We start from the raw sequence: 12,144 nt of genomic DNA, 5'->3' as shown, positions 1-12,144 counted from the left end.
AATGGACTTGAATAAAAAGTACACCCCACAAACTTGGCCGGATCATCCAGAACAATCGACTTTAGAAGGTAAAAATAAGTTTTTAGGCTTCTGGTTGTTTCTAGGTGGAGAAACTGTACTGTTTGCTAGTTTATTTGCCACTTATTTAGCGCTTAAAAATAAAGGGCCAAGTGGTATGGAATTTTCAACTGAATCATTATTTGAATTACCACTTGTATTCGTTATGACCATGCTTCTTCTTACTTCGTCATTAACTAGTGTGTATGCAATGTATCATATGAAAAATCATAATTTTAAAGGTATGCAAATTTGGTTAGGAATTACGGTTGCTCTTGGTCTTGCGTTCCTATGCTTTGAAATTTATGAGTTTAAACATTATGTTCATTTAGGATTCCATTATGGTCAAAGTGCGTTTTCATCCTCTTTCTTTACGTTAGTTGGTACGCATGGTCTACACGTTGTAGTCGGGCTAGTATGGATTACACTATTGATTATACGTAATGCAAAACGTGGTTTTAACTTGTATAATGCACCGAAATACTATACTGCTTCCCTATACTGGCACTTTATTGACGTAGTATGGGTATTCATCTTTACAGTAGTATACTTGATGGGAGTTGTAGGTTAATATGTCACACGACGCTCAAGTTTATGTTAGAACGGAAACTGAATTTAACTATTTGAAGCAAAAGAGAAGACAGGCTATGCGTGGGCAACTAACAACATTTGCAATTATGATTTTCTTAACCCTAATTGCATTTACTTCAGTTGCTGCTGGGTTCTCAAAATATTTAATAGCTCCAGTTATTCTATTGCTAGCTGCAGTTCAAGTTGTATTGCAACTTTATTATTTCATGCATATGAGTGAAAAAAATCATAATGTTCCTTCTTATTTCTTATTTGTTGGTGCATTCTTTGGATTTATTTTCATCCTGACGTTTTTAACGATCATATGGTGGGGTTAATGTAATTTAAAAGTCGAGGCTAAGATTATTCTTAGTCTCGACTTTTTTAGTTTTTCCTATTTTCTCATTTGTCATAGTTCGTTCATTGAAGTTATTCATGCTGCCCTTTATAATGGAGGTAGTTGCAAAAAAGGAGCGAGGTTACTTATGCCTTTAAGTATATTTGGTTTTCAAGCTAATTGGAGTCCTGTACTAATTGGATTATTAGTGTTTATAACTATTTTATATTTTTTAATAACAGTTAAATGGCGAAAAGACTTTAAAGTATCGGAGCCTCTAACACGGAAAGAAGCTGCCTATTTTTTAACGAGTATAGTGCTTCTATATATCGTAAAAGGTTCACCAGTGGATTTAATGGCACATATCATGTTTACATATCATATGGTACAAATGGCTTTATTACTACTGTTAATCCCTCCTTTATTGATGAAAGGGATTCCATGGTGGGTTTGGAAGGTTGTCATTGATTTACCTGTAGTACGAAAATTTTTCCCTATTTTAACTAAACCATTATTATCGCTAATTGTATTTTCAGGGTTGTTTTCTCTTTACCATATTCCATTACTGCTTGACTATATTAAATTAGACGAAGTATTGCATGGAACTTATACATTTGTTTTATTCTTGTCAGCAATCTTTATGTGGTGGTCAATTGTCGATATTATTAAGGGGGAAAAAGGACTACATGGTCTTAAGAAAATTGGTTACATTATAGGGAGTGCAGTTTTAATCACTCCGGCATGTGCACTTATTATTTTCTCAGGTGATGCTAACTACACGACATATACGGATGGAGATGCTTGGCTTAAAGCAATGGAATTATGCGTTCCGTCAAGCACATTATCAGGGTTATCTCTTTCTGGTCCTGAACTATTCTCGAATATGTCACCAGAAGCTGATCAGCAATTAGGCGGTATTCTAATGAAAATTATTCAAGAGATTATATATGCTGTGGTTTTGTCATCCATCTTTTTTAAATGGTTTAAAAGTGAACAAGAAAATGCAGATGAAATTACACAGAAAGCATTGGACGAGCTTAAAGTACAGGCTAAGTTCCATGAACAAACTTAATATATTCGAGGAGAATGAGAATGAGTTTACCAGTATTACCGACTATTAGTACCTTTTTTATTGTTTTAAGTGCAGTTTTAGTTGCAATTGGTTGGGCATTGATAAAGCAAAGAAAAATAGAGGCACATAAGAAAACAATGTTTGCTGCAGCTATTTCTGCTTTAATCTTCTTCATCATTTACGCTTCTCGAACAGTTTTTATCGGGAATACTGCATTTGGTGGACCAGATGATATTAAAATTTACTATACTGTATTTTTGATATTTCATATTACATTGGCGACTTGCGGAGCGGTCTTTGGAATTGTAACAATTATCTTAGGTTTAAAAAACAATCTTGTAAAGCACCGTAAAATTGGACCTATTACTAGTATAATATGGTTCTTTGTAGCTATTACAGGTGTAGCAGTGTATTTATTGCTTTATGTATTCTATCATGGTGGAGAAACGACTTCTGTCATAAAAGCTATAATCGGTGGATAATTGAAATAAGAGGGGCTGTCTCAAAGTCATCAAAATGACTTTTGAGCAGCCCCTTTTTAAAGGTCCGGGCGTCTTTTTGCCCGGTTTTTCTTATTATAGTTTGAAGTTTAACCTGATCATTCCCGATTCTTTTGCAGTTATAAATAGAATGACAACGAGCGGACCTATTATAAATCCAAGAAAGCCAAATAGCTTTGCCCCTATAAACATTGCGATAAGAATCGCTAACGGAGATATCCCCATTTGAGAACCCATTAGTTTTGGTTCTACAGCTCTCCGAATGATCAATAGTATAATAGCAAGAATGGTAAGCTTAGTACCTAACACAATATCTCCTGTTATATATTGATAAATAGCCCATGGAGCTACAATAATGATAGATCCTAATACGGGGATAATATCGATAATCCATATGACAATAGCCATGATAATCGCATATTTAGGAGTGATAATAAATAATAACCCGATAAGTGAAGCACCTAAAATGATGAAGCTTGCTAAAATTTGCGCTTTCATAAAGCCAATCGTCACTTTTTTTACACTAGAAGTCATCACACGAACTTTTTCTGCGGTACCTTCGGATAAATAAAGGTAGAAACGAGAACGTAAACTTTCCAAATCAAGCATAAATAAAAATAAAGCGATAATAAATACAATAAAGCTTATTAAAAAGTTCGGAATATTAGTAAGAAGTGCAGTTATGTTTGTGTAACTTAGCAAATCCAGTAGGGCATCTTTCATACTCATAAGTGTAGAGTCAAATTTATCTTGTATAGACTCTACTACTTCTTTTGGCAAGCCCTCCGTGAATTTAAATAAGTTATTTTGTACGTCAATCCATACACCTGTTAAGCTGTTTAAATGATACGGTATAACTTTCGATGTATAGATGAGTTGACTTATCAATTTCGTAATAACAAAATACAATATACCAGAGACAATAATAATAAATAAAAAGAAATTTGTAATAACAGCGGGCTTACGTTTCCATTTAAACGTTCTTTGTGTGAATTTAACGAGGGGTTCCATAATGATAGCTGTCAATAAAGCTAAGATAATGGGGAGTGATACTGGGATAATAAAGATAGCAATTAGTAAAACGAAAATGGTTAAAATTATATATTTGAAATATTCTTTTTTAAAGCGTTTCAACATCCTATCGTACACTCCTTTCTTCAGCTTCCTATCTAGTATAGACAATATACCCATATTTGAACAGATAAAAAACGCTAGAGAAAATATTCTCTAGCGTTTAATGCCTTACTTATTACGCATTATGCTCAAATGCTTTTAAGTCAGCACTTACGGATGCCAAGACTTGTTCACATGATTTTAGCAGATGATTTGGGAAAACTTCATTTTCTCCATACTCAACTCCATGTGGGTAGTAATGCTTACCGATTACTGGCTTTAGTAATGTAATGTTCGCATCATGCGCACCTACATCGCCATCTTTAGTATAACCAAATACTCGAAGATAGAAAATGCCTTCTTTTATCTCATACTTTTTGTCGTAAGTTACACGCTCATAATCCCATTGACCAGCACGGATTAATCCGTTTTTTTTCATAAGATCATCTAATAAATTTAGATCAATGACAGTGTTTTCTATACCTGTGTTTTCGAAATACATTGAATTGTCCTCCTTCACGTTCAAAATACCAAAGAATACGTTCTCATTAATATTAATTCAAATTTGAAAATGTTGCAATGGCAACATTGTGTCTTTCCATAGAAGCTTGATATACTAGTGTAAACGGCATAATGCTTAGGGAGAAAAATGAGATGAAAAATCTATTTCGTATTTTAATCGTTATTACTATTGTCCTGGTAGTATTTATATATTTTGATAATCCCGTTCAGGAAAATGAACTTATCACAGGTTCGAATAACTCAGGTCAATTAATACCACAGGAGTATCCTGAAATCCCGGAAACTGCAAATATTTTTGATAGGCCACAGGAAGGTATTTCAACTTTAATAGGAGAGCCTGCTCAAAAAATAGTTGATTTATTAGGGAAGCCCTCCCGAATCGAAGCGTCCATATTTGATTATGATTGGTGGGTGTATAACGATTCTCTGTCTACTTACACGCTTTTTGGAGTAGCGGATGGTTTAGTTACACAAGTTTTTGCAATCGGAAATGAGGTAGAGGTTAATCCTTATAAAATTGGTCAAAGTCTAACCGATATTTATCGTTTTACAATTGTGGAATCGGAAATAACTATGTCTATAGATTCGAATACGTATACTTTTTCATTGACAGAAGAAGATATAAATAATCGTATTTTAGTGCCATTCGATGATTTGTTTGCGATTTTATATATAGATATGGAAGATCACCAATTAGAGGCAGTTCGTTTTTCAGACGCTAAAACACTTTTAAAACAGAAACCTTATGATATTTTATATAATGGAACAATGATAGAAGCGGAGACGCCTGCATCCTCGTTACAAGCTGCAGTAGATAGAGCAAATGAAAGACAGATTGTAGAAATTACAAATGTTTTTCGTCTCCGTCATGGCTCACAAGTGCTAGTATCCAATTTTTCATTACAGCAAATTGCACGGACTCATAGTGAAGAAATGGCTAAAAATAATATTGTAGTAAATGAAAAATTTGAAGTCCCGAAATTTAGTGACAAATTAAAAGAGTCATCCATTCAGTTCACACGTGCTGGTGGAAATACAGCCGCTTTTTATTTTGATGCAGGAGAAGCAGTAAATGGTTGGTTAAATTCAAAAGACCATCGTGCCACTTTACTGGATGAAGCGTACAACCAAACAGGGGTAGGGGTATATGGCAACTACTATACGCAAAACTTAATCGAACAAAACATTATAAAAGAAAAGAATCAATAATTAACGAAAAACGAAAGTCCCTTCTCGGTCCTCATATAAGGAACGGATATGCAAGGGAACATGGTGTAGAGCGGCGAATTTGGCTGCTCTTTTTTGTATGACTTCTACCGGTTCGTTTAGTTTTTGTTGTAATTCTTCATACGTCATAGAGGCAATCAACTCGACATTTTTATTTCTGAATGGATCGGAAGTCATAATTCCAGGAACATTTTTATAAAATTCGACAACATCTGCTTTTAAATAATGTCCATAGACGACTGCTGTTAAATCACTTCCACCTCTACCAAGTGTAGTGAAAGTTTGTGTATCTTCTGCGATACCTTGAAAACCAGGTACTACAATACAATTGACATGTTGGAAAGAGTCCACTATTGATTTCGTATCTACTTTTTCTATTTGTGCATCTCCATATGCATCATTTGTTATAATTCCCGCACTTTTTCCATATAAAAGAGTCGCTAAAATTCCTTCATTTTTTAGTTCTGCACATAATACAGATGTTGAAATTAACTCCCCGCATGCCGAAAGTAAATCTGTTTCTACACTATTAGTCGAATTTGGGATGAGATCTAATAATGTGTCTGTTGCATAATGCTGACCTCTACGACCCATAGCCGAAACAACTACTAATACTTTTTGATGCATATCAATTGCTTTTTTAATCCTTGCCATGACTAATTGTCTATTCTGACGATCTTGCATTGCGATTCCGCCAAACTTTTGCACAATCATATTTTCAACCACTCTACTCGTGACATTTCAAACACTCCGTTCATACGATACAAGGAATTCATTTTACTTTATGCGAACATACAAGAATGGTGTAGGGAGTGTGTGACTATTTATCCTTTAAAAGAACTATTATATGGTTTGGACTATAAGATTATAGGTGACTTTAAGGAATTAGCGATAGAAAGATTTATTGATCACTCAAAACAAATTAAAGAAGGGGATGTATTTGTTTCCGAAACAAATACTCGTGGGTTTATAGAAGAAGCAATACAAAATGGAGCGAAAGCTATACTTACTGAATTTTTTGTCCAGGATTGTAGCATTCCGCAATTAATTATTCCCAGTGATATGCACTTGTTAAAAGAAAGAATATCACTCATGACATATGACTTGTATGGAAAACGGATTAAAACAATAGGCGTCACAGGAACGAACGGGAAAACAACAGTTGCATCATTCATAGGCCAATTATTAATGCAGCAGAATAGGTCCGTTTGCGTTATTGGAACATTGGGCGTCTTTATAAATGGTCAAAAACTTGAGAAAAAATTTAGAAGTAATACAACATTGCCCTTTTATGATTTTATACAAGTAGTAAGACATTGTTATGAACAGAAAGTTGAATACATCGTATTAGAAGCTTCTTCTCAAGGACTATTGGACAATCGATTAGGTATATATCCCATTGAAGTAGGTGTATTTTTAAATATCGGCAAGGATCATCTTGAATTTCATGGTGGGATGGTCCCTTATAAGAAATCAAAAGAGCTACTAGTAACGCTATCCAAACAGCTAGTTATTAATAGTGATGATGAATGGTGTAGATCAGTGGCAGAAAGATCGGATCTTCCGGTAATTCATTTTGGAGAACAGTACACGAATGACATTATTTTTCAGAAGGTTGACTACTCAACACATATGGTGACGTATAAGTTTATCGTAGAAGATAAAGATGTGCATGTGGAAATGGGGAATAGTGGTTATTATAATGGAATGAATATAGCTGCAGCGCTTGCAAGTTTACATGCTTTACGGATTCCATATAAAGAAATAAAATCGCTAACTCTTCCGAAAGGGAGATTAGAACGAATTCCTAATGGGATAGGAGTAGAAGTGCTAGTAGATTATGCACATACACCAGATGCGTTGGAAGCTTGTTTAACCACGATTAAGTCATATGCAAAACAGGATATTTATGTTGTATTTGGATGTGGGGGTAATCGGGATAAACAAAAAAGGAAGGGAATGGGAGAGGTTGCTACAAAATATGCGACAAAGGCAATTATAACATCTGATAACCCAAGAAACGAACGTCCCGAAGATATTATTGCGGAAATTGTAAATGGCGTTAATCAGCGAAAAGTACTAATCGAACCAGATCGAAAAAAAGCCATCATCTTGGCATTATCCACCGCTAAGCGAGGGGACATCATTTTAATAGCAGGAAAGGGACATGAGCAAGAACAAATTGCAAATGGTCTTGTAGTCCCTTTTTCTGATCATCAGGTTGTACTTAGTTATTTTGAGGAGTTGGCAGGTGTAATAACAAAGAATGATCCGGTTGCATAAGCAATTCTCTTTCCATCCGGCTGAGTAACTGTACATTCTAAAACTAACGTTTGACGACCTTTATGTAAGTAAGATGACGTAGCGATTAATGTTTTGTCTGTTGCAGCTTTCACATAATGGATGGTCATATTGGTTGTAACGGCTCCTTTTCCTTCTGGATGGAGATCTTTATTCACTAGAAAGCCCATAGCATTATCCATAAGGGTTGCGATTACTCCTCCATGTGGCATATCAAAGCTATTATAAGAAAGTGGGGTAACAGGAAGGGTTACGATACAATTTCCATTATCATATTGTGTATCCATATGAAAAATAGCGTTTAAATATGTAGGGGCGTCATTTTGTTGTTTGTTTTTAATACCTTTAAGGAATTCTTTCACTAGGTCTAGTTCGACTTCAGATGCTTTTTCTGTTACTTCTTGGAGTAGCGATTGTAACTCATTCATTTTTTTTCTCCTAACAATAAGATAATAGTTTAGCATTTTTTTCTCCATTTCTGTTATGATTAACAGGATTGGAGGTTTTAAAATGATAATGACCAATGAGTGGGCCACTATAATGGACCAGTCGGATTTGCTATGTAGAATGGTTCTTTCCTCTGAGCAATTTTATCAATATTTAGATGCACATCGTGCTGTATATACAAATTCGAATCTAGTGAGTGAAATAAATCATTTCACAAAACTAAAAGACCAATACGAAGAGGTCCAACGATTCGGAAAATACCACCCAGATTATTCAACTGTTATGAAGGATATCCGCGTTACAAAACGGAAACTGGATATGGTTGATGAAATTGCAACTTTAAAAGTTGCAGAAAACGAATTACAAGACTTACTAGATGAAGTAAGTTTAATAATTGGTAAATCTGTTTCAGAAGGAGTTAAAGTTCCAGTTAGTAATCCATTTTTTGCTTCTAGCGGTTCAAGCTGTGGAAGCGGTTGTGGTACCGGTGGATCTTGTTCCTGCTCTGCATAAAAGAACAGTATTAACAAGGAAGGATGTGTGCATTCATTTGCACACATCCTTTTTGCTAGATAAGAGAAAGACTAGGTATGTCATGTACTTAGTAGTCATTTATCAGTGTACAGTGTTTCGAATGCTTGGAACGGAGTCCATTTGTTGTGTGAAATTAAAAATAGTATTATACAATGCGTGCATTATATTTCCTTCGAAGAGTTATAACTGATCGAAAGATGAGAAAGCAACTTTAACAGGAAGGTTCGAAAAATAACTAGAATTCACAATGTATAAGGGACCTTCTGTTTGCTTAATCTAATTTTAAAGCTTTTATTGCTAAATCTGGTCTATTGGTGATAATTCCTTTTGCTCCATTTTGGATAAGTTTTTTCATTATTGCTGGATCATCAATAGTCCAATAATGCACAGGAATATTTAAGGATGTTAAAAACTTTATAAAACCAGCACTATCTAGAGGAAATAAGCTGGATTTTACAGGTATCTGGAACACATCTGCTTTTGGGTGATATAAATGTCTAAATTGACTCGTATAAGCAGTATAAGCTTTTTTTACTTCTTTTTCACCAGCACCTAGTGCAACTGTATTTTGTGCATACAAGTTAAAGCGATCTATTTGTTCGTCGTAAAAGCTCGTTACAACAACACGTTGGAAAGCTTGTTTTTCCTCTAATAATCTCCATAGTTTAGAAGGCATTAAACTTCCTTCGTACGTCTGGGGAGCATCCTTTATATCCATGTTTATAAGCATTTGAGGATACATATCGAGGAGCTCCCCTAAAGTAATAATTTGTTCACCGCAATCCCTATATGAATAAGAACCTTCTAAATCAACAAAGTGAAAGCCTAAATCTGCTTCTTTTAATTGTGCTAAAGTGAAATCTGCTACTTTACCAGATAAATTGGTAATTCTATCTACATATTCATCGTGAAAGACAATTATTTCTTCGTCTTTTGTTAATCTTATGTCTATCTCAAACCCATGGACACCAAGTTTCGCCGCATTTTCAAAAGCTGCAGGAGAACATTCTGGAGCGAGTGCCGCCCCTCCACGATGTGCGAGAATAATTGGCTGTTCATATTCAAGAGCTTCTTTTGGTGTACGACTTTGAGGCTTAGATATAGCTTTTGTACTAGCCCAAGCAGCTCCAGCAGCAGCAGCGATAGCAAACGCAACATTTGTTTTTTTACCCATAATCGATTTATCCCCCTTTTACTCAAATAGCTTTTCTCATTATATCTTTTGTACGTAAAACTGTCAGCTAGTTGTTGTTGCTATCATTTTCCCAGATATGTTATTCTTGAGATGAAGAAATGAGGGGAAAAAGTATGACAGAAAGACAAGGATTAATTGTCTATGTGCATCATTTAAAACAAGCGAAATCATTAAGAAAATACGGTCATGTCCACTATATATCTAAAAAAATGAAATATGTCGTGTTATATTGTGATCAAGATCAAATTGAAACTGCAAAACAGAAGATGAACAAACTCCCATTTGTAAAAGAAATATTAGAATCATATCGTCCATTTTTGAAAACAGAATTTGAAAACAGTAAGCCAGATAAAGCAAAAGAATATGATTATAAGATCGGTTTATAGGTAGGTCTATTGTAATGGTGGTATTAAATGATTCAATCGTAAAACACCGATTACATACTGATAAAATAAATTGGTATCTGCAAAAGTCGAAGAATGCTTAATGTCGATACGGATTGGTTCGATTTGTAACTCTTCTAGGGTATCTTTAAATGCGGCAAGTCTCTTAGGCACAAGCTGAATATTTGGTATTCCTTCTCGGCATATATAAATTGGGAAAAAATTGGCGTTATTAATTGGTTTTAGGGCAATAGCAATGGAAAAGTACTCTTTATCTTCTTTTCTGGACGTGAAAATGAATGCATGATGTATGCGCTTTTTGTTTACTCGAGTGAGTTCACAAAGTTCAAATATATCTCCATATCCTTCACCTAGTTCTATAAAACGTTGGATCAATGAAAAACACTTCCTTTCCAATCCATCTTACCACTTAGTTGGAGGGTAATTCTATGAAAATTGTTATAAGTATTATATCTACACTACTCGTTATTATAAACAGCACGTTGCTTTTATTTCAATATCATGTCTACTCCTCAAGTAAAGAAGAAGGGGGACAATCTTTTTTTTATGAGCAAGAAATTGAAATAAAATTAAAGAAAGACAAAATGATTATTAAGCAACATTTCAGTAATTTGCCAAAAGAACAAATGGTTATTACGTGGCCAATTTCTAGCGAAAATAGGAGCTGCGATTTGAGCACAAGTGATAGTTGTAGCCGTTTATCTGAAGATCTAGCTTTGTTTAATGAAGGCGATATGGATAAGCAGAGCATCTCGTATGAAATTCCAATAGTAGATGGATTACGTGACGGGGAATTATTTACCGGATTTTTAGCTAAAATCGAGAATGGTGGAGTTTCTTATACGACACTTCATGTAACCGACGAAGTAAAGCGTGGAGGTATGTGGATTAGTGGTCTTCCGATAATTGGGAGTACTTCTTTAAGCTTAATCGACTATACCCTTTTCTTTGGCACTGGAAATATTTCAGAGTTATATTGGCAAAAAGAAAGTATACCTGTGAAATATGAAAATGATTATTTTACGGTTCATTCAAACGAAAATCTTTCGAAAGAAGTTATTGCATTATTAGATGGATTGCATATTCCGAACAATATACATATGTCCATGCTTTTTACTGAGAATAAGTATAATATAAAATCTTCCCGTATTGCATTTATTGCAAACAAAGGGGTTGACGCTATTCAAAGTGAAATAATCGTTAAAAATATTCAATTACAATATGGCTTAAATGAAGAGAATCCATTACTTGCTGAAGTTGTGAGTAGCTTTATAATGGCTAGTCCAATCGGATCTGAAAAATCAATTTGGATGTATGAAACGCTTAAAAATTATTTTACAAAAGATCAACTTTCCGAATGGGAGACTGCCTTAACGAAAACCGGTAAGTTGAATGCTGAAAAATTAGACAAGCTATTGTCGAAAGTAATCGGCTTGAAAACTTCTTTTTTTGCATTTAATGGACAAGAAGAAACCGAACAGTTTCCATTGCTTTTTGAAGATGCTCGTCCTGTATATTTAAACAAATTATATATGGACGAGATGAATGTAGTATTTAAAGATGGAAAAGTTTTATATGCTGCCGGTCCATTGCTAACAGAATTAGGGTACACTTTAGATAATACAGATAAAGGGTTGTATGTTCAAAGTAGTGCAAGGGCGTTCCGCTTTCCAGTACACGAACCATTTTATGTTCTAAATGAAAAAAGATATGACGCCATGTCAGAACCATTTGAGAAAATTGGAACAGATTTTTATATGGAAGAAGCGTGGATGATTCGTCTGTTTTTAGTGAATGTGGATAAACAAAAAAATAAAATTATTATTACACCATCCGATTCTATTTAATTTCATTTAACTGAACAA

The 12,144-nt window shown here is 34.5% G+C and carries 15 protein-coding genes; 9 read left to right on the top strand and 6 right to left on the bottom strand.

The window, feature by feature from the left end; translation table 11 throughout:
- Window position 1: 1 nt before the first annotated feature.
- The 4 genes from FS486_RS01025 to FS486_RS01010 all read left to right on the top strand — a co-directional run bounded on the left by FS486_RS01025 (window position 2) and on the right by FS486_RS01010 (window position 2,518).
- A complete protein-coding gene (locus FS486_RS01025; RefSeq protein ID WP_144509395.1) occupies window positions 2-628 on the top strand; it encodes a cytochrome (ubi)quinol oxidase subunit III in 627 nt (208 codons plus the stop codon).
- Window position 629: 1 nt separating this feature from the next.
- On the top strand, window positions 630-965 hold the full coding sequence (ctaF, locus tag FS486_RS01020; RefSeq protein WP_144509394.1) for a cytochrome c oxidase subunit IVB: 336 nt from the start codon (window positions 630-632) through the stop codon (window positions 963-965).
- 147 nt (window positions 966-1,112) lie between these two features.
- Window positions 1,113-2,036 carry a cytochrome c oxidase assembly factor CtaG gene (ctaG, locus tag FS486_RS01015; protein ID WP_144509393.1) on the top strand — a complete coding sequence of 308 codons (924 nt, stop codon included), beginning with the start codon at window positions 1,113-1,115 and terminating at the stop codon, window positions 2,034-2,036.
- A gap of 20 nt (window positions 2,037-2,056) precedes the next feature.
- A complete protein-coding gene (locus FS486_RS01010) occupies window positions 2,057-2,518 on the top strand; it encodes a DUF420 domain-containing protein (protein ID WP_186321284.1) in 462 nt (153 codons plus the stop codon).
- Between the two features lie 93 nt (window positions 2,519-2,611).
- Here the strand turns inward: FS486_RS01010 and ytvI are convergent, their stop codons facing one another.
- Complete coding sequence (gene ytvI / locus FS486_RS01005; protein ID WP_144509391.1) at window positions 2,612-3,673, bottom strand: sporulation integral membrane protein YtvI; 1,062 nt, start codon at window positions 3,671-3,673, stop codon at window positions 2,612-2,614.
- Window positions 3,674-3,785: 112 nt separating this feature from the next.
- A complete protein-coding gene (locus FS486_RS01000; RefSeq protein WP_144509390.1) occupies window positions 3,786-4,151 on the bottom strand; it encodes a YugN family protein in 366 nt (121 codons plus the stop codon).
- A 152-nt stretch (window positions 4,152-4,303) separates the two neighbouring features.
- Here FS486_RS01000 and FS486_RS00995 point away from each other — a divergent pair, with 152 nt between their 5' ends.
- A complete protein-coding gene (locus FS486_RS00995) occupies window positions 4,304-5,380 on the top strand; it encodes a CAP domain-containing protein (RefSeq protein ID WP_186321283.1) in 1,077 nt (358 codons plus the stop codon).
- Here the strand turns inward: FS486_RS00995 and FS486_RS00990 are convergent, their stop codons facing one another.
- Window positions 5,381-6,112, bottom strand: a complete 732-nt coding sequence (locus FS486_RS00990; protein ID WP_144509388.1) for an amino acid kinase family protein — start codon at window positions 6,110-6,112, stop codon at window positions 5,381-5,383.
- A 102-nt stretch (window positions 6,113-6,214) separates the two neighbouring features.
- Between FS486_RS00990 and FS486_RS00985 the strand changes: the two genes are divergently transcribed.
- Window positions 6,215-7,681, top strand: a complete 1,467-nt coding sequence (locus FS486_RS00985; RefSeq protein WP_186321282.1) for a UDP-N-acetylmuramoyl-L-alanyl-D-glutamate--2,6-diaminopimelate ligase — start codon at window positions 6,215-6,217, stop codon at window positions 7,679-7,681.
- On the opposite strand, the gene FS486_RS00980 is transcribed toward FS486_RS00985, so the two are convergent.
- Complete coding sequence (locus tag FS486_RS00980) at window positions 7,630-8,127, bottom strand: PaaI family thioesterase (protein WP_186321281.1); 498 nt, start codon at window positions 8,125-8,127, stop codon at window positions 7,630-7,632. The two genes, FS486_RS00985 and FS486_RS00980, sit on opposite strands and share 52 nt — an antisense overlap.
- An 82-nt stretch (window positions 8,128-8,209) precedes the next feature.
- Here FS486_RS00980 and FS486_RS00975 point away from each other — a divergent pair, with 82 nt between their 5' ends.
- Window positions 8,210-8,659: a YlbF/YmcA family competence regulator gene (locus FS486_RS00975; protein ID WP_144509385.1), complete on the top strand. Its 450-nt coding sequence runs from the start codon at window positions 8,210-8,212 to the stop codon at window positions 8,657-8,659.
- Between the two features lie 292 nt (window positions 8,660-8,951).
- Here the strand turns inward: FS486_RS00975 and FS486_RS00970 are convergent, their stop codons facing one another.
- On the bottom strand, window positions 8,952-9,854 hold the full coding sequence (locus FS486_RS00970; RefSeq protein WP_144509384.1) for a glycerophosphodiester phosphodiesterase family protein: 903 nt from the start codon (window positions 9,852-9,854) through the stop codon (window positions 8,952-8,954).
- Between the two features lie 134 nt (window positions 9,855-9,988).
- On the opposite strand from FS486_RS00970, the gene FS486_RS00965 reads away from it, so the two are divergent.
- On the top strand, window positions 9,989-10,261 hold the full coding sequence (locus tag FS486_RS00965; protein WP_144509383.1) for a YlbG family protein: 273 nt from the start codon (window positions 9,989-9,991) through the stop codon (window positions 10,259-10,261).
- Between the two features lie 6 nt (window positions 10,262-10,267).
- Here the strand turns inward: FS486_RS00965 and FS486_RS00960 are convergent, their stop codons facing one another.
- Window positions 10,268-10,654, bottom strand: coding sequence for a DUF7147 family protein (locus tag FS486_RS00960; RefSeq protein WP_144509382.1), 387 nt, complete (start codon window positions 10,652-10,654; stop codon window positions 10,268-10,270).
- A 53-nt stretch (window positions 10,655-10,707) separates the two neighbouring features.
- Here FS486_RS00960 and FS486_RS00955 point away from each other — a divergent pair, with 53 nt between their 5' ends.
- Window positions 10,708-12,126, top strand: coding sequence for a hypothetical protein (locus FS486_RS00955; protein ID WP_144509381.1), 1,419 nt, complete (start codon window positions 10,708-10,710; stop codon window positions 12,124-12,126).
- Window positions 12,127-12,144 lie beyond the last annotated feature (18 nt).

Origin of the sequence: Bacillus sp. FJAT-22090, from assembly GCF_007676755.1 — a bacterium.
In the GTDB taxonomy this organism is placed as follows: domain Bacteria; phylum Bacillota; class Bacilli; order Bacillales_A; family Planococcaceae; genus Psychrobacillus.
Note: the sequence above shows the minus strand (reverse complement) of the source record. Positions and strands in the feature narration are given on the sequence as shown.